This window comes from Acinetobacter sp. YH12106 (assembly GCF_013418995.1).
Classification (GTDB): Bacteria; Pseudomonadota; Gammaproteobacteria; order Pseudomonadales; family Moraxellaceae; genus Acinetobacter; species Acinetobacter pseudolwoffii.
This window is the reverse complement of the sequence record NZ_VPAV01000015.1, coordinates 19861-38387: the sequence shown is the minus strand read 5'-3', so window position 1 is coordinate 38387 and position 18527 is coordinate 19861. Positions and strand designations below refer to the sequence as shown.

The 18527-nt window shown below is 43.0% G+C and carries 17 protein-coding genes and 3 pseudogenes; 14 read left to right on the top strand and 6 right to left on the bottom strand.

The features are described 5' to 3' along the window. Nucleotides 1–69: 69 nt before the first annotated feature. From FTU45_RS10920 to FTU45_RS10865, 13 genes and pseudogenes are all read left to right on the top strand, one after another. Nucleotides 70–1638: a type I restriction-modification system subunit M gene (locus FTU45_RS10920; protein WP_159516672.1), complete on the top strand. Its 1569-nt coding sequence runs from the start codon at nt 70–72 to the stop codon at nt 1636–1638. Beyond that, nucleotides 1638–2771: a restriction endonuclease subunit S gene (locus FTU45_RS10915; protein WP_159516671.1), complete on the top strand. Its 1134-nt coding sequence runs from the start codon at nt 1638–1640 to the stop codon at nt 2769–2771. Before FTU45_RS10920 ends, FTU45_RS10915 begins: the two co-directional genes overlap by 1 nt. A gap of 10 nt (nt 2772–2781) precedes the next feature. Beyond that, nucleotides 2782–3633, top strand: coding sequence for an HNH endonuclease (locus tag FTU45_RS10910; RefSeq protein ID WP_159516670.1), 852 nt, complete (start codon nt 2782–2784; stop codon nt 3631–3633). A gap of 17 nt (nt 3634–3650) precedes the next feature. Continuing rightward, complete coding sequence (locus FTU45_RS10905) at nt 3651–4562, top strand: DUF5655 domain-containing protein (protein WP_159516669.1); 912 nt, start codon at nt 3651–3653, stop codon at nt 4560–4562. Nucleotides 4563–4590: 28 nt separating this feature from the next. Further along, nucleotides 4591–7467: a type I restriction endonuclease subunit R gene (locus FTU45_RS10900; RefSeq protein WP_159516668.1), complete on the top strand. Its 2877-nt coding sequence runs from the start codon at nt 4591–4593 to the stop codon at nt 7465–7467. 179 nt (nt 7468–7646) lie between these two features. Further along, on the top strand, nt 7647–8081 hold the full coding sequence (arsC, locus tag FTU45_RS10895) for an arsenate reductase (glutaredoxin) (RefSeq protein ID WP_005093706.1): 435 nt from the start codon (nt 7647–7649) through the stop codon (nt 8079–8081). A gap of 286 nt (nt 8082–8367) precedes the next feature. Then, nucleotides 8368–8829 (top strand): annotated as a pseudogene (locus tag FTU45_RS10890) (permease); the annotation flags it as partial. Continuing rightward, a complete protein-coding gene (locus FTU45_RS15625) occupies nt 8827–9018 on the top strand; it encodes a thioredoxin family protein (protein ID WP_354666952.1) in 192 nt (63 codons plus the stop codon). The pseudogene FTU45_RS10890 and the gene FTU45_RS15625, both read left to right, overlap by 3 nt. A 192-nt stretch (nt 9019–9210) precedes the next feature. Continuing rightward, on the top strand, nt 9211–9531 hold the full coding sequence (locus FTU45_RS10885; protein WP_005093699.1) for a metalloregulator ArsR/SmtB family transcription factor: 321 nt from the start codon (nt 9211–9213) through the stop codon (nt 9529–9531). Nucleotides 9532–9537: 6 nt separating this feature from the next. Beyond that, on the top strand, nt 9538–10011 hold the full coding sequence (locus FTU45_RS10880) for an arsenate reductase ArsC (RefSeq protein WP_074382687.1): 474 nt from the start codon (nt 9538–9540) through the stop codon (nt 10009–10011). Nucleotides 10012–10016: 5 nt separating this feature from the next. Then, on the top strand, nt 10017–11057 hold the full coding sequence (gene arsB, locus FTU45_RS10875; RefSeq protein WP_005093695.1) for an ACR3 family arsenite efflux transporter: 1041 nt from the start codon (nt 10017–10019) through the stop codon (nt 11055–11057). Between the two features lie 4 nt (nt 11058–11061). Continuing rightward, nucleotides 11062–11766 carry an arsenical resistance protein ArsH gene (gene arsH / locus FTU45_RS10870; RefSeq protein WP_035337425.1) on the top strand — a complete coding sequence of 235 codons (705 nt, stop codon included), beginning with the start codon at nt 11062–11064 and terminating at the stop codon, nt 11764–11766. 94 nt (nt 11767–11860) lie between these two features. Continuing rightward, nucleotides 11861–12940 (top strand): ArsO family NAD(P)H-dependent flavin-containing monooxygenase, encoded by a 1080-nt coding sequence (locus tag FTU45_RS10865; protein ID WP_005093691.1) that lies wholly within the window; start codon nt 11861–11863, stop codon nt 12938–12940. 103 nt (nt 12941–13043) lie between these two features. Here FTU45_RS10865 and FTU45_RS10860 read toward each other — a convergent pair. The 6 genes and pseudogenes from FTU45_RS10860 to FTU45_RS10835 all read right to left on the bottom strand — a co-directional run. Then, nucleotides 13044–13665: pseudogene (locus FTU45_RS10860) on the bottom strand (potassium channel family protein); the annotation flags it as partial. Between the two features lie 338 nt (nt 13666–14003). Further along, nucleotides 14004–15650, bottom strand: a complete 1647-nt coding sequence (locus FTU45_RS10855; RefSeq protein WP_180076391.1) for an IS66 family transposase — start codon at nt 15648–15650, stop codon at nt 14004–14006. Nucleotides 15651–15724: 74 nt separating this feature from the next. Beyond that, nucleotides 15725–16060 carry an IS66 family insertion sequence element accessory protein TnpB gene (gene tnpB, locus FTU45_RS10850; RefSeq protein ID WP_000618090.1) on the bottom strand — a complete coding sequence of 112 codons (336 nt, stop codon included), beginning with the start codon at nt 16058–16060 and terminating at the stop codon, nt 15725–15727. Then, nucleotides 16057–16485 carry a transposase gene (locus FTU45_RS10845; RefSeq protein ID WP_000364662.1) on the bottom strand — a complete coding sequence of 143 codons (429 nt, stop codon included), beginning with the start codon at nt 16483–16485 and terminating at the stop codon, nt 16057–16059. The genes tnpB and FTU45_RS10845 overlap by 4 nt, the downstream gene beginning before the upstream one ends. A 106-nt stretch (nt 16486–16591) precedes the next feature. Beyond that, nucleotides 16592–16705 (bottom strand): annotated as a pseudogene (locus tag FTU45_RS10840) (IS6 family transposase); the annotation flags it as partial. Nucleotide 16706: 1 nt separating this feature from the next. After that, nucleotides 16707–17594, bottom strand: a complete 888-nt coding sequence (locus tag FTU45_RS10835) for a LysR substrate-binding domain-containing protein (RefSeq protein WP_159516677.1) — start codon at nt 17592–17594, stop codon at nt 16707–16709. Nucleotides 17595–17774: 180 nt separating this feature from the next. On the opposite strand from FTU45_RS10835, the gene FTU45_RS10830 reads away from it, so the two are divergent. After that, complete coding sequence (locus FTU45_RS10830) at nt 17775–18524, top strand: SDR family NAD(P)-dependent oxidoreductase (RefSeq protein WP_159516666.1); 750 nt, start codon at nt 17775–17777, stop codon at nt 18522–18524. The last annotated feature ends 3 nt before the right edge of the window (nt 18525–18527 follow it).

The following is an 18527-nucleotide window of genomic DNA, read 5'->3' as shown; positions in this document are numbered from 1 at the left end:
TGCTGCATGTTTTAGAATTTTAGGTAAAATCATTTTATTAATGATTTACTTATTTGGAATTCTATAACAATGACCCAGGTGCAACTGCAACAGCTACAAAAACAACTCTGGAATATTGCCAATACTTTGCGCGGCACCATGGGGGCAGATGAATTCCGTGATTACATTCTGGGTTTTATTTTCTTTAAGTATTTGTCGGAAAAGTCGGTTAATTTTGCTAATGAATTGCTGGATGGCGAAGAAGTCAGCTTTCTTGAGCTGGATGAAAGCAATCCTGAGCATGTGCCTTATATCAAAGAAATCAAAAAGAATGCCATTGCTGAAGTCGGTTATGCGCTCACACCAAAACAACTATTCCATACCCTGGCTGAGCGTGGCCGTCAGGGCGAATTCATTCTGGATGATTTAACTGCGACCTTAAAATCGATTGAGCAAAGTACCTTAGGTACCGATTCTGCCGATGACTTTGCCAATCTGTTTGAAGATCTGGATCTGAATTCGACCAAGCTCGGCAACAATGCCAGCGACCGTAATGCACTGGTGGCGAAAGTCCTCAGTCATCTGGATGATATTGATTTTGATATTTCCAATACCGAAGCCGATGTACTGGGGGATGCCTACGAATACCTGATTGGTGAGTTTGCCTCAGGTGCGGGCAAGAAAGCTGGTGAGTTCTATACCCCGCAAACCGTATCGACTTTACTGGCCAAGATTGTCACCCAAGGCAAGGAGCGTTTACGTTCAGTCTATGACCCGACTTGCGGTTCAGGTTCTTTGTTGCTGCGGGTAAAACGTGAAGTCAAAGATGTGGATATGATTTATGGTCAGGAGATGAACCGTACCACTTACAACTTGGCGCGCATGAACATGATTCTGCATGATGTGCATTTTGCCAAGTTCGACATCAAGCAGGAAAACACTTTAACCCGTCCGCAACATTTAGATAAAAAGTTTGATGCGGTGGTGGCGAATCCGCCATTTTCTGCAAAATGGTCTGCCGATCCGTTATTTTTACAAGATGAACGTTTTGCTGCGTATGGCAAACTGGCGCCAAGTTCTAAAGCCGATATGGCTTTTGTACAGCACATGCTGTATCAACTGGATGACAACGGCACTATGGCGGTGGTGTTACCGCATGGCGTCTTGTTCCGTGGTTCGAGCGAGGGCGTGATTCGTCAGTATTTGATTGAACAGTTGAACGTGGTGGATGCGATTATTGGTCTACCCGCCAATATATTCTATGGCACGTCTATTCCGACCTGTATTTTGGTGTTGAAGAAAAACCGTGAGCAGAGCGGCAATATTCTGTTTATTGATGCCAGCAATGATTTTGAAAAGCAGAAGAATCAAAACAAGTTATTGCCTGAGCATTTGGATAAGATTGTTGCGGCATTTGAACAGCGTGAAAATATTGAAAAGTATGCGCATGTGGCGACCTTGCAGGAAGTGAAAGATAACGATTACAACCTGAATATTCCGCGTTATGTGGATACTTTTGAAGCGGAAGCCGAGATTGATTTAGATGCGATTGCCCAACAGCTTCAAGCTTTGGAACACGACAGCCAAAAAACCGATGCCATCATTGCAGATTTTTGCAAAGAGCTAGGCATTGTTTCACCTTTTGCGGAGGTGAAGTAATGGCTGCGCCTAAGTTAAGATTTAAAGAATTTGATGGGGATTGGTCTGCGCAAAAATATAAAGATGTACTTACTATTAAATATGGTAAAGATCATAAATTACTTGAGGATGGAGAAATACCTGTTTACGGCACAGGCGGTGTGATGCGTTATGTCAATCAATACCTATACGATGGTGAAAGTATTCTTATCGGTCGTAAAGGTACAATTGATCAACCAAAATATGTAAATGAAAAATTTTGGACAGTAGATACTCTTTTTTATTCAGAAATTAAGCAGAATATTTATCCTTTATTCATTTATCAACACGCTTTGCAAGTGAACTGGCTTGGATTAAATGAAGCAACTGGTGTGCCTAGTTTAAATACAACCTCGATTAATAATGTTGATATTTATCTCCCATCCAAAGAAGAACAAACCAAAATTGCTTCTTTTCTTTCCGCAGTGGATGAAAAGATTAGCCAACTCACCCAAAAACATGAGCTGCTGAGCCAACACAAACAAGGCATGATGCAAAAGCTGTTTAGTCAGCAAATTCGTTTTAAAGCAGATGATGGGAGTGAGTTTGGGGAGTGGGAGGAAAAAATAATTGGTGAAATTGCTAATATTAAAAGAGGTGCTTCACCTAGACCAATTACAGATGCCAAATGGTTTGATGAAGAATCAAAAGTAGGTTGGGTACGCATTTCAGATGTTTCGAAAAGTAAAAAAATACTCGTAGAAACAGAGCAATATTTATCAAATGAAGGAATTCAAAAAAGCAGATTTATTCCTAAAGGTAATATTATTATGAGTATCTGTGCAACGATTGGTAAACCAATTTATACAGGTTTTGATGTCTGCATTCATGATGGTTTCGTTGTATTCAGTGAACTAAAAGCTTGGCATGAATATACCTATTATTATTTAGAGTACATTGAAAAGAATTGGTATCAGTATGGACAGTCAGGGACTCAAGTTAATCTAAATTCTGACATTGTTTCTAATGAAATTTTTCCATTTCCTTGCCTTGAAGAACAAACCAAAATCGCCAATTTCTTATCTGCCATTGACCAAAAAATTGAAGTTGTGGCACAGCAAATTGAACAAGCGAAACAGTGGAAAAAAGGCTTGTTGCAGCAGATGTTTGTCTAGGGGGAAAGTTATGGCAAATTGGCTAGTAACCGTGAATTATGCTGAGTTTGATTTAGAAGCAGCTTATGATGCTTTGCCGCAGATTTATTGGAAGAATTCAGCCACTAGTGAAGGTAAAGGGTTACAAATCAATGATATTGTTCATGTATATGTGACCCAACCCATCTCAAAGGTGATGTATCAATTCAAAGTTCTGGGGCATGCGGAAAACTCAGAATACCCAGTAGCGCAGAAAGTATTTTGGTCGGATAAAAAGAAAATTGAAAGTTATCTAGGTGGATACTCTATTTTTGAAAAGTTAAACAAAGTGGATAAATCCACTTTGTCTTTTGAATATTTCAGACAGGAAAACTTAATTCCTGATGCTCCTATTCAAGGCCGTCGCACAGATCGAGATAAAGCTTCAAATGATCCAATCCGCATTTTTTTAACTCACATTTTTAATGAGTTTAAAACTGATAGTGTGAATACCGACTATCCCGATGAAGCAGGTTTAGAAAATGAAACCTTTCCTGAAGGAGCTAAGCAAACGGTTTTAGTGAATAAATATGAGCGTAATCCTGAAGCAAGGGCTAAATGTATAGAAATTCATGGAACACGCTGTTATGTCTGTGGCTTAAGCTTTGAACATATGTATGGCTCATTTGCTAAAGATTTCATCCACATACATCATCTTAAGCCTTTGCACACGATTGGCGAAGAGTATGAAGTAGATCCTAAAGAGGATCTTCGACCTGTATGCCCGAACTGTCATGCCATGCTCCATAAAACCGAAAATGGTATTCCAATGACAATTAAGAGATTAAAACTCTTATATAGCGTTTCTTTGAGTAATCCACTTAGACAAACATTTGCAGAATAAATAATTCGAGATTTTTAATGCAGCTTTATCAAACCCAAGCACAGTCATTAGTAGAACTTACAGAAGATCCTTTTCGTTTGGAAAGAGAAATTCAAACCCTGTTTGAAAACAATCTTTACAGTTTTACAGGTCTGGAATTCATCAAGTCTGAATTCACCATTAAAAATAACCGTATTGATACACTGGCTTTCGATCCCGAAAGTCAGGCCTTCGTAATTATCGAATACAAGCGTGAACGCAATTATAGCGTGATTGATCAAGGCGTTTCTTATCTGAATCTGATGCTCGACTATAAGGCAGATTTTATCGTGGAGTACAACGAGAGCCAGAGCAAACAGCTTAAACGTCACGATGTCGACTGGTCACAAAGCCGAATCATCTTTGTTTCACCGAGCTTTACCGACTATCAAAAGCAGTCCACCAACTTTAAAGATTTAGGTATTGAGCTGTGGGAAATCAAACGTTATCAGGGTGGAATTGTTTCTGTCAATCCATTGCAGAAAGCCAAATCAGCGCCTTCAATAAAGCAAGTGCAAAAGGTTGAGTCTGAAGACATTCAAAAGATTGCCAAAGAAATTCAGCAATATGATGAAGCCTATCACTTGGCGGATAAGTCCGATGACATCAAAGAGCTATATGAGCAATTCAGGGACTCAATTCTGGGCTTAACTACCGATTTAGATATCCATCCTAAGAAAATGTATATCGCCTTCCGTAAGGGTAAGCGCAACTATGTCTATATGAGTATTGGGACAAAGCAAATTCGTATATGGTTGAATATGCCTTTTAATCAACTGGATGACCCGAAACAGCTCGCGAAAGATGTGACCAATATTGGACATTGGGGCAATGGCGATTGTGAGGTGATCGTGTCAGATACAGAAAATTTAGAATATATCTTGAGTTTAATTAAACAGACATTGAAGTGAATAATTTAAGATTTTAGAGGGGAAGGAAATGACAGTACAAAGCGAATACCAACTTGAAAACGAACTGATTGGCCAGCTGCAGCAATTAAGTTATGCCTCAGTCACGCTCAAGGACGAACGCCAGCTACTGTCTAACCTGAAAACTCAAATTGAACGCGCTAATGGACTTGCACCACTGTCTGAAACTGAATGGAAACAGGTCATCAGCTTTTTGAATACCGGAACGGTATTTGAACGGGCCAAGAATTTGCGTGATCTGTTCCCGGTCAAATTTGATGACGGTTCAAGTAAGCACATCTTTTTCCTGTCAGATGACCCCAGCAAAAACATCTATCAGGTGACCAATCAAATCACCATTGATCACCGCGACTATAATGGCAGAACCAGCCGTTTTGATGTGACTCTGTTGGTCAATGGTCTGCCACTGGTTCAGATCGAGCTGAAAAAGCGTGGCATGGAAATTGCCGAAGCCTTTAACCAAACCCAACGTTATATCCGTGAAGCGTATTGGGCTGGACAAGGTCTGTTTGGTTTTATCCAGCTGTTTGTGATCAGTAATGGTGCCAATACCCGTTATTATTCTAACGGCACCACAGGCATCGAGTTTGCCTTTCCATGGGCCGATGTCAATAACAAACACATCAATGAAATTGTCGACTTTGCCGAAGCTTTTCTCAATCAGCAGCATCTGACCCAAATGCTGACCCAATACATGGTGCTGCTAGAAACCACGAAAAGCCTGATGGTGCTACGTCCCTATCAGATTTATGCAGTGCAGAAAATCGTGCAGCATGTGCAAAACTCCGATCAGAACGGCTATATCTGGCATACCACCGGTTCAGGCAAAACCCTGACCTCGTTTAAAGCCAGCCAGATCATCATGCAAATGCCGGATGTGGAAAAAGTCCTGTTTGTAGTGGATCGTAATGATCTGGACACGCAAACCTCACGCGAATTTAATGCCTTTAAAGCCGAAAGTGTCGACAGCACCGATAGCACGCATACTCTGGTCAAGCAGCTGGATCAACGCCATGACAAACTGATTGTCACCACCATTCAAAAGCTCAATCGCGCCATCAGCACGGATCGCTATCTGGAATACATCGATTATCTCAAAGACCAGAAAGTGGTGTTTATCTTTGATGAATGTCACCGCAGCCAGTTTGGTGAGACCCATCAGAATATCAAGAAGTTCTTCAGCAATGCGCAGATGTTTGGTTTTACCGGAACGCCGATTTTTGAGGAAAACAGTCAGTCTAAAGCCGGCCTCAAACTCACCACGGATTATCTGTTTAATCAGTGTCTGCACCAGTATGTGATTGTCGATGCGATCCGGGATCGTAACGTGTTGCAGTTCCAGATTGATTACCGGGGTAAATACACGGCCAAGGGCATGCAGCACAACCTCGACTATGACGATGATGTCGAAGGCATTGATACCCGGGAGCTCTACGACAATCCACAGCGCCTGGAAATGATTGCGCGCTATATTGTCGATACGCATCCGACCAAAACTCGCAATGGTGAATTTACCGCGATGTTCTGTGTCAGTTCGGTCGATACCCTGACCCAGTACTATGAAGTGTTTGAAAAGGTTCAGGCCGAGAAACAGCAACAGGATGAAGAGCAGGGCCGACTGTTCAAACCGCTGACGATTGCGACGATTTTCTCCTATGCCGCCAATGAAGCAGTCCCAGTAGATGAGCAAAACGGGCTGATCCATGAAGAAGCAGCCGATATTCCCAGCCAGATCAATCCGTCCAGTCGCGACAAGCTGGACCGTTATATCGCCAAGTACAACCAGCAGTTTAAGACCAACTACAATTCTGGCGACCAGTTCTATGCCTATTACCGCGACATTGCCGATCGGGTCAAAAAGAAACAGATTGATATCCTGCTTGTGGTGAATATGTTTCTGACCGGTTTTGATTCCAAGCCCTTAAATACCCTGTATGTCGACAAGAACCTGAAATACCATGGCCTGATTCAGGCCTTCTCGCGAACCAACCGCGTCTTTAACGACAAAAAACCTTTCGGCAACATCATCTGTTTCCGTAACCTGAAACGCGCCACTGATGAAGCACTGGCATTATTTTCCAATAAAGAAGCGCAAAAAGTGGTACTGGTGCCAAGTTATGAAGAAATTCAGCAGGACTATGAAGTGGCAGTACAGAAGCTACTAAATATTACCCCTGATTATCAAAGTGTCGACGAACTCATCACTGAAGATCAGCAGCTGGCGTTCATTAAAGCCTTTCGAGAAGTGATGCGTTACAACGCCCAGCTGCAAACCTTTATTGAATATGATCAGGACCAGACTGCACTGGATAAACAGCATTTTGCCAACTTTGCGTCCAAGTATGCCGATCTATGTCGTGATGTACGCAAGACCACTAAAAAAGAAAAAGTATCGGTACTGGACGATGTCGATTTTCAGCTGGACTTACTGCACAGTGACCGGATCAATGTTGGTTATATCATCAACCTGCTACAACTGGCTGTGAATAGTGATGATGAAGACAAACGTAAGAAGTATGAAGCTCAGGTCTATGACCTGATTGGCAATGAAATCACCCTGTATGACAAGCAGGCGCTGATCCAGAAGTTTATTGAAGAAAACCTGCCCAAGATGATCAATGGCCAGAGCGTACAAACGGCCTTTGCTCAGTTCTGGGATGCTGAAAAAGAACAGGCCTATCAGTACCTCTGTACAGAAGAAAACCTGAAACCAGAAGCAATGAAGCAAGTTCTGGAACATTACGAGTTCACCAAACGTTTACCACGTAAGGAAGAATTGAAAGACTTGCTGAACTTTAAAGTGAAGCTGTTTGAACGGGAAAATGTGTTGAGTAATCTGCTGGTCAAGACCCGAAAGCTGATTGAAAAGTTTTATGTGGGGTTTTAACAGCAGCCTGTGAAGTGATCCAATAATCTAGAGCTAGAAGAGACTATTCATTTTGAAACTGCTTCAAATGATTTTGGACTTCTCATATCAGGTTACATCTGAAAAACACATATATTTTATATTGCGAATATGCGTATATTCATATATAAAGCTATGATTCATTGATAAGAGTAAAGCTCATGGATCAAATGCCAAAAGTCCAAATTTATCATAATCCAGCCTGTGGTACCTCACGCAATACGCTGGCTTTAATTCGCAATGCGGGAATTGAGCCTGAAGTGATCGAATATCTAGTTACGCCTCCTTCTCGTGATGAGCTGATTCAACTGATTTCTGATGCAGGTTTATCGGTAAGAGATGCGCTCCGTAAAAATGTCGATCCCTATACCGAGCTGAATCTAGATGATGCCGGCTGGAGCGATGAGAAACTGCTTGATGCCATGCTGCAACATCCGATCCTGATCAACCGCCCGTTGGTGGTTACCGAGCTTGGAACCCGATTATGCCGCCCATCGGAAGTGGTACTGGATATTCTGCCTTCGCCACAATTAAAAGCCTTTGCCAAAGAAGACGGTGAAATCATCGTGGATCAACAGGGCAATCGGGTAAAATAAAGTGTCCCCCCTACGAAAAAGCTTCAACTTGATTGGAGCTTTTTTATCTGAAAAACACATGGACGATGATCCATATCATTTACATACTGAATGAAATAGGTTCTTGAAGGATAAAGGAATTGGATCATCAGCAGGCAGTTTCCCCGTATCAGGTTTTGACAGAGAGTACCATTTTTCAAATCTTACACAGGCTACCGACTGGAAACTGTTGCGCAGGTCAATGGTTCAAAAATCTGCCGATGAGTGCATCGACCTGATCTCATCCCCCTAAAACCAGGAGCTTTAAATGGAAAGCATAATCGCGATTTTTGCCTGGCTGAATGATGTGCTGCTTAAAATGACCTGGCTCTCGGAAGGCGTGCGCTGGCTGGTCGAAAATGTCTTCGGTTTATCGGTGGTGACCCGGCTCGGTGGCAGTATTCACTTCTTTATTTATGATGTTTTTAAGATCTTTATTCTGCTCTCAGTCCTGATCTATAGCCTGTCGTATATCCAGAGTAATTTTCCGCCTGAACGCACCCGGCAGATTCTGGGACGCATGACCGGGATCAAAGCCAATATCATGGGGGCCTTGCTCGGCACCATTACCCCATTTTGTTCCTGTTCTTCCATTCCGCTGTTTATCGGTTTTACCCGTGCCGGACTGCCTGTGGGGGTGACCTTTTCCTTTCTGATTTCATCTCCCTTAGTCGATCTGGCTTCGATTATTTTATTGGCCAGTATTTTTAACTGGAAAAAGGCCCTGTTGGCTGCAACTGAAGAAGCAGTGAAAAGCACCGGTGTCAAAGCGGACATTGAGTATGTCACGGATATGATGCAGATTGCCGAAACCGGACTGTTAAGCACACCGGGTCTGATGATTGACAGTAAAATCGTATCGAGTGGTAAAATTCTGGAAGCTCAGGCTATCGCGGAACTGATCGAGAAAAATAAATAACTTCAAAATTAAAGTTGTAGCGAAGAAAACCAGTGGTTCAAGTCGCTGGTTTTTCTATATTGGAAGAAGAGGGAAACTGTTAAATCCAGCGCTTTCTGGCTGTGATATCCTGATCCAGATATAATTTTTCACTTGTACTATTTACTATATATATGGATATGTATATATTTGCATAATAGAAGGGGAGCAGCTATGGACCACGTTCAGTTTTTTAAATGTTTATCTGATGAAACACGTCTCAGTATTGTCCTGCTGATTGCGGAAAATAAAGAGCAATGCGTCTGTGATCTGACCGATAAACTGCAGTTAAGCCAACCAAAAATTTCACGGCATTTGGCCTTGTTGCGGTCTTGCGGTCTGCTCAACGATCGTCGGCAAAGCCAGTGGGTGTACTACAGCCTCAATCCGCAATTACCGGCCTGGTGCTTTGAAATTCTGGACGTACTGAAACGTAGTGACGTTCCGGTTTTATTTGATTCTTCCGCTCTATCGATTCAGAGCCATTGCGAGTAAGTTTTCATGAAATTTTTGTTTTTATGCACGGGGAACAGTTGCCGCAGCATTCTATCTGAAGTGTTGTTCAATAGCCGTGCGCCAGAAGGCTGGGTCGCTTACAGTGCTGGCAGCAAACCTTCCGGTCAGGTGCATCCCTTGACGCTTGAAACCCTGCACAATCTGGGCTTGTCGACTAAAGGCTTATCCAGCAAGACGATTGATGCCTGTGAACAGTATCAGCCAGACGTGGTGATTACCGTCTGTGATGCGGCTGCACAGGAAGCGTGTCCTCTTTATCTTGGCGGAGCGATCAAGGCGCACTGGGGCCTGTCTGATCCGTCACATTTAGAGGTGGATAAAGAAGAAAAAATGCAAGCCTTTATGAACACTGTTGAACATATCAATCGTCGCCTGGATACTTTGTTTAAACTGAACGTAGATGAACTTTCTCGCTCACAATTGATTGCAGCGATTAATCAAATTTCGAATGTTGAGTAAGTCACATGTCTGAAAAACGCATGTCCTTTTTAGATCGCAACCTGACGCTGTGGATTTTTATTGCCATGGCGTTAGGCATCGCAATAGGAAACTTTTTTCCTCAAGCATCGGTTGCTCTGGATCAATTCAGTATTAATTCAGTCAATATTCCAATCGCGATTGGTCTGATTCTGATGATGTATCCACCCCTGGCAAAAGTGGATTATGCGACCTTGCCACAAGTGTTTAAGGATAAAAAAACCCTGACGCTATCTTTAATTCAAAACTGGTTGATTGCTCCGGTACTGATGTTTGCGTTGGCTGTGATTTTTTTGCATAGCTATCCAGAGTATATGACAGGCGTGATCCTGATTGGTTTAGCTCGATGTATCGCCATGGTACTGGTGTGGAATGGTCTGGCCTGTGGTGATAACCAATATGTTGCAGCATTGGTGGCGTTTAACAGTATTTTCCAGATTTTATTCTTCAGTACCTACGCCTGGTTATTCCTGACCTTCCTTCCGCCATATTTTGGTATTGAAGCTCAAGTGATCAATGTTAGCTTCTGGACCATTACCCATGCTGTTCTGATTTATCTTGGAATTCCGTTCTTATTGGGTTTCTTAACGCGCTTAATTTTGGTGAAACAAAAAGGCGTGGAATGGTATCAAACCAGGTTCATTCCAAAAATCAGCCCGCTGAGTTTAATGGCTTTGCTGTTTACGATTTTGGCCATGTTTAGCTTAAAAGGGGGTGATGTTGTGAGTCTTCCACTGGAAGTTTTACGCATCGCGATTCCTTTAATCATTTACTTTGTGGCCATGTTCTTTATTAGCTTCTTTATGAGTAAATGGATGGGCAATGATTATCCAAAAACTGCTGCAATCTCATTTACTGCGGCTGGAAATAATTTTGAATTATCACTTGCAGTCGCCATTGCAACTTTTGGTATTGCTTCGCCGGTTGCTTTTACCACGATTATTGGGCCATTGGTTGAAGTACCTGTGTTAATTGCTTTAGTGAGTGTTTCACTGTGGCTAAGAAAGAAATATTTTAAAGAGGCTTGATATGATGAACCTGCCTAACGTAGATCCAAATCTTATTGAACAACCCACCTTTGAAAAAGTCCAAGCCAAAGAACTAGCTCATCCTCCTCGGATTTTACTGCTCTATGGGTCTAATCGGGAACGTTCTTACAGTCGCCTTGCAGTTCTTGAAGCTGGTCGAATCCTTGAATATTTTGGGGCAGAAGTAAAAATCTTTCATCCTAAAGGGCTTCCTTTACCTGAAGATGCGGATACTGAGCATCCAAAAGTAAAAGAGTTGCATGAACTTTTAGCATGGTCAGAAGGCATGGTGTGGTGTTCACCGGAACGACATGGTTCTATGAGTTCCATCTTTAAATCCCAGATTGACTGGATTCCACTGGCAGGGGGCGCAATTCGTGCCACTCAAGGAAAAACCCTTGCCTTGATGCAAGTCAGTGGGGGATCACAGTCCTTTAACAGTCTGAACCAGATGCGTGTTTTGGGGCGTTGGATGCGGATGATCACGATTCCAAATCAGTCTTCAATTCCAAAAGCATTCCTGGAATTTGAAGAAGATGGACGAATGAAGCCATCAGCATTCTATGACCGGATTGTGGATGTGATGGAAGAACTGTATAAATTTACCTTGCTGACTCGTGGTCAAAGCAAATACCTGACAGATCGTTATTCAGAACGCAAGGAATCGGCTGAAGAGCTTTCCAAACGGGTAAATCAGCGCAGTTTGTAAGACTGAATTTGCTTGATCAGGCTGTCCGGTCAATCAGAGAAATCAGCAGAAACCCGCTGAAAAAGCGGGATGCTGCATCAAGAACGACAGAAAAATGCAAGGGGAAAAGGCTTTGGACATAAAACAGATCGAAACAGATGTGATCATCATCGGTGCTGGACAGGCCGGTTTGTCCACGGCTTATTTCTTAAAGCGCAAGAATATTCCGTTTATCATCCTGGATGATCAGCCTCAGCCTGGAGGTGCCTGGCAGCATGCCTGGGAGTCCTTGCGTCTTTTCTCCCCGAATAGCTGGAGTTCGCTGTCGGGCTGGATGATGCCGGCGACCGAACAGACCTATCCGACCCGCAATGAGGTGATCGATTATTTGACCGCCTATGAGCAGCGCTATCACTTTCCTGTAGTTCGTCCGGTGCATGTGGAGCGCGTGGAAAACAAAGGGACATATTTAGAGGTCTATGCCGGGGAACAATCCTGGAAAGCCAAAGCGGTGGTAAGCGCTACAGGGACATGGAGCCAACCATTTATTCCCGAGTATGCAGGTCGTGAGCATTTTCAGGGTATACAACTTCATTCAGCAGATTATAAAAATGCTGAGTTATTTAAAAACAAGAAAGTCATGATCGTGGGTAGTGGCAACTCCGGTGCGCAAATCCTGGCCGAGGTTTCCCAGGTAGCTGAAACGCTTTGGATCACCCAGACACCGCCGCAATTTCTGGCAGATGATGTTGATGGCCGTGTCCTGTTCTTAAGGGCGACCGAGCGTTTGAAAGCCCAGCAGCAAGGTAGAAAGATCGAGCAGCCCATTGGTGGTCTGGGCGATATTGTCATGATTGATTCAGTCAAAGAGGCACGTGAGCGAGGCGTTTTACAGAGCAAGCGTCCATTTTCGGCTTTTACCGAACATGGCGTGATGTGGGAAGATGGCAGCACCGCGCAAGTGGATGCAGTGATCTGGTGTACCGGATTTAAGGCGGCGCTGAATCATCTTAGCAGCCTCGGGATTATCCAGCAGGACCAGACCATCGCAGTGAAGGATGGCCGCTCGGTTCAGCTGCCGAATTTATGGCTGGTCGGTTATGGGGAATGGACCGGTGCTGCTTCGGCGACGCTGGTCGGAGTTTCCCGGACATCCAGGGCAGTGGCCGATGAAATCGCTGCGTTTTTAGATTGAAATGACTTGATCCTGCTTCAAACGAAAAAATTGAGTGAATAGCATCTGCCTGCAACAAGTATCATATCCTATGGTCTGATGCTCGCGATGATCTGGCTACCTTTTAATCAGGTAACTTATGCCCACAATGCGGGCAGAAGAAACTTGTTTTTTTCCTGCTCGAGTTGTTCTTTCTTGCGCTCATGAATAAGCTCTAACAGGATATCCTGCATTTGCTCTGTGCTCAGCCCGACTTCTTTACGTAAAGTTTCAATTTTTTCTTGATCTTCAATCAAGTCAATTTCTGCGTCATCAAGCAGTTCACGAAATCTTAATTCCAGCTTGTGTTTGCGTTGTCTCAGCTCATTGGCCAGAATACCCGCAGGAAGTGCTGCCAGACCTACCCCTAAAATGGTAATTAAAGCCCCCAGAAAGCGGCCTAAGGGGGTGATTGGTGTCACATCGCCATAGCCGACTGTGGTCAGCGTCACCACCGCCCACCACATGGACGCAGGGATGGAGCTAAAGACTTCCGGTTGTGCCTTGTTTTCAACCACATATACCCCAGCCGCCGCAATGATGATCATGATCAGCAGGATAAAAATAACTGCCTGAAATGAGCCTTTTTCGCGCTTGATCACCCACAATAAAATCTGCAGGGAGACAAAATAACGGGTTAATTTGAGTAATCTGAATAATCGAAGGATTCGCAGGTAGCGTAAATCCAGATGTACAAAGAAATTAATATTTCCCAACCTTGGCAAGGTCACCGAGATTCATTACATCAAGTGATAATAATTATAAGCATATGATTTAAAAGGTAGTATATGAGTCTTTATGAATTAAAGTTTTGATCAATTTAGATCATTTAATGTTGTTTTGGTCACTTTTTTTAGATTTTTTATTTTATAAAAGTCACCTAGATTTTGGTTTCAATAAATTTAATTTAAAATAAAAATTTACCATATGGTAAAAATTTATATATCATCAAGTTGAACTGTACCAAGATTGTCGGAGAGGCACTGTTGCAAATAGAGATTTGAGTCGATGATGGTAAGCGTCCGCTGAACCCCATGCCTATTTTTTAATTTGAGTTGGATTTCCAGCGGTGTGGCAGTAATTCTTCTATTTGGGTCACTTTATGTGTCGGCAACCTTTTCAGAACATCACTTAAATAGGCATACGGATCCAGCCCATTCAGCTTTGCTGACTGGATTAATGTCATGATATTGGCTGCTCGCTGACCGCTGCGCAGCGAACCTGCAAATAGCCAATTCTTACGTCCCAACGCCCAAGGTCGCATCTGGTTTTCCACCCAATTATTATCTATAGGTAGATTGCCATCATCCAGATAGCGGCTTAAAGCTGGCCAACGCTTCAGAGTGTAATTGATGGCCTTGGCGGTTGGAGAACTCGATGGCACCGTCAGATAATGTTGGTTGAGCCATTCATACAGTTGTTGCATCACCGGTTGACTATGCTGTTGTCGGTATTCGCGGCGCTGTTCTGCCGTACCATCGGTCTTTTTCCTGAGTTCTGCTTCTATCGCATATAATTTCTGAATCAGCACTAATGCCTGTTCAGCGACCTGACTTTTCTTGGTCACATGTAGTTCATGGAATTTACGACGTGCATGTGCCATGCAGCCCACCTCAATGACCTGACCTGATCTAAAGCGTGCTTTATAACCACTGTAATCATCACAGACCAAATGACCCTGCCAGCCTTTCAGGAAGTCTTCAGCATGCTGGCCAGAACGGCTATCTTGAAAGTCATAGATCACTGCCTGAACTGGATTGTACTGTGTGGTGGCATAGGCCCAGACATAACCTTTTTTGGGCTTTTTCTCATTTTCACCCATCTGCATGACCGTCACCGGTGTTTCATCTGCATGGATCACCTGCTGTTGCAGTACCACCTGTTTTAAGGCATTGGCCAGAGGTTCCAGTTCCACCCCACAGCGGCCAATCCAGTCAGATAACGTTGATCTAGACAGATCAACACCTGCGCGTAGAAAGATTTGACGTTGACGGTACAAAGGCAAATGATCGGCATACTTTGACACCAGCACATGGCTAAGCAATTCAGGTGAAGCAATGCCTTTATCAATCACATAGGCTGGCATCGCTTGCTGAGTCAGAGTGTCACACTGATCACAGACCCATTTACCACGCACATGCTGTTCCTTATAGAACTGTGCCGGTCTGAAATTCAGTTTTTCACTGACATCTTCACCGATACGACGCAAGGTACAGCCACAAGCACATTGGGTTGATGCAGGTTCATGCTCAATACGGAGGGTGTGTAGATGATCTGGCAACAGCCGACGTTTAGGTTTGTTGACTGGGGCTTTCTGTGCAGCTGCATTGGTTTTATCTGCATTTAGCCGTTCCAGTTCCAGATCAACCGCTGCAATATCTTCTTCAACCGCTTCATCCCAGAGATGGATTTGTTTTGCGGTGAGATGTTCGTTTTTACTGCCGAATTTATGCTGTTTAAATAGTGCAAGCTCATGCTCGTATTTTTGATTGAGAATAGAAAGATGTTGAACTTTAGAATCTAATTGCTGATTGGTGACTTCAAGATGTTGAACTCTGGCATCTAATTGCTGATTTGATTGTTCCAGTTGTTGTTTAGATTGTGCCAGAGACTGATGCTGCATCGCCAACTGTCTGGTAAATTCCAGCAGTTGTTCATGGGTCAGTTGGCTTAAATCAGGCAGCGTATTCATGACCGCAGTATGCCTGAGGTCATGATGCAGAGGAAATAGAACGTTTGGAGAATAGCAGAATGGATGAGCCTGGTTTAGAGCATTGTTACCACTTGCTGCAGTCCGATTCTTTGCCAGGGCAAACCCTGGATCAGTGCCTGTAACTGCTCCGGGCTGATCGCCATACTTTCACCCTGGTGAACTTTAGCCCAGTGGAATTTCCCCTGTTCCAGCCGCCGGGCACACAGCCAGATACCCAGTCCATCATGCACCAGCACTTTCATACGATGGCCACGCTTATTACAGAACAGGTAAGCGCAATGCGGTTTGATGTAGCCAAAGGCTCTCAGCACCTGAGCCATGGCTGTATCCATCCCTGCACGCATGTCCATCGGCTGGGTAGACAACCAGATCTCATCAATACGAATCATTGAGTCAAACCCTGGATCAGCAACAGTAATTCAGTTACTGACTCCACCGGCCAGTCGATCTCGATCATCTGATCCCTTGCGGAACTTGGTGCCTCATGTAATGGAATCCTGATATGAGCGACAGCTTTCTTCTCTGGCACAGGTGGTAGAGGTGCTTCTTGTTTGACTGGCGTCGGGTGAAGAATGACCGGAAGAAAGTCAGTCTGTGGAATGGATGGGGTTTTTAATGCAGGGGGCATTGATCTGGACTGACGAATCCATTTATGTAGCAGATTGGCATTGATCTGATGTTGCATTGCTACCTTGGCCACTGATGTATCTGGCTGCTGGCATTGCTGAATAAGTTGATGTTTAAATTCAGCTGTGAAGGTTCGACGGGGCTTTTTTAGCGTTGGTGCACTGTCTATAACTGTCTTTAAATCCATAAATAGGTGTCCACTTAAATTTAAGTGGACACTATCGCGGTATTAATGAGTTAGAAAAAGTGGGGTTCAGCGGACGCTTACCGATGATGTTCCCTTTAAAAAGTGCTTAGAGACCGGAAACCCTGTTGATTAGACACACTTCACCCTGAGGCTGACCATAATAGAATGACGATGGTTGTCCTTTACGTAGTGCACGCATGACTTCAATACTTTTAAAAGTTTTACCATTCACTACTTTTGTTAATTTCTTCATTAATCCAGTTTAAAAAATGGTTCACTTTGAGAATGTTCTCATGGGTACGTGGATAAACTAAGTGGTGTGCGGATATGGGCACGGATAAGTCATCAGGGAAGACTTTGACAAGTTTTCCTGACTCTAAATAATTTTGGGTAAGTAAATTGCTTTCAAGGACGAATCCGAGTCCATGTGTGGCTGCTTCAAGTGACATGTAAGAGCGATCAAAACTAAAAGTATAAGGAAATTCAGGAACACTTAATCCTTGGTGAGCAAACCATTGGGGCCATGTCACGAGAGTAGACTTTGATAAAATTAATTCTTTTTTTAATAAATCTTTAGGCTTAGTTACTGGACTACGTTCAAGTAGTTTAGGGGAGGCAAGAACTTCTAGTTTTTCACTTCGAACGGTTCTAATTTCGACACCTGTCCAATTGGGAATACCATGACGAATATCAATATCAATTTTATCACGCGTAAAATGAAGGTTTTCATAAGAGCAAGATAAATTCACCTGAATAAGAGGATATTGTTCTTTAAATGATTCCAATCTTGGCAATAGCCACAGAAGTCCAAAGCTAGGAGAAGAATGGATATATAAGCTATCTTTTGGGCTTTTATCTGATGCTTGTTCAGTTGCTAACATCAAATTATGCAGGATAGTCGTTACATCTTGATAATAACGCTCACCTGAAGGCGTTAAAGTAACTCCTCGTGCGCCTCTTATAAATAAACTTTGACCAATCATTTCTTCTAATTTTGCTATTTGATGACTGACAGCAGATGGTGTGAGACTTAAAACCTCTGCTGCTTTTGCCACATTTCCTAATCGAGCAGTTTGTTCAAAAGCTTGTAAGGTTTTAATTGCAGGCACCTGATTGTAATTTTTTTCACTACTCATGCTATAAAAATCCATTTTTATTTTAAATCACTACCTAAAATATCACAGACATGAATTTTATTCATGTCTAGTTGAGTTTAACCTTATTGCTGCGACTTATAAAAACAGCGAGACTAATTAGGAAGAAAATAAATGAATGAGGAAGAACGACAAATGTTATTACAAGGAAAAGTAGCGTTAATCACAGGTGCTGCATCTGAGCGTGGTATCGGGCGTGCAACAGCAGAAATCTTTGCGCAACACGGTGCAAAAGTCATTATTGTAGATTTAGATCTTGTCCAAAGTCAGAATGCAGCAAAAGCACTAGGTGAAGGGCATTTGGGTCTTGCTGCAAATGTAGCCAATGAAGAGCAGGCACATGCAGCTGTTCAGCAAGCACTTCAGCAATATGGAAAGATAGATATTTTGGTCAATAATGCAGGTATTACCCAACCTGTAAAAACACTTGATATTAAACGTAATGATTACGATCGAATTTTAGATGTTAGCCTACGTGGCACACTCATTATGTCGCAAGCCGTGATTCCATCTATGAAAGAAAATGGTAGTGGAAGTATTGTTTGCTTATCTTCAGTTTCAGCACAACGTGGCGGTGGTATTTTTGGTGGCCCTCATTACAGTGCTGCTAAAGCTGGGGTTCTAGGGTTGGCAAAAGCAATGGCACGTGAATTTGGTGCAGATAACATTCGTGTGAACTCACTTACGCCAGGTCTTATACATACCGATATTACTGGCGGACTGATGAATGATGACCGACGTCATGACATTCTGGCTGGAATTCCACTTGGGCGTTTAGGCAAAGCCCAAGATGTTGCAAATGCTGCACTCTTTTTAGCCAGTGATTTATCTACTTATCTAACGGGTATAACGTTAGATGTAAATGGCGGCATGCTTATTCACTAAAGT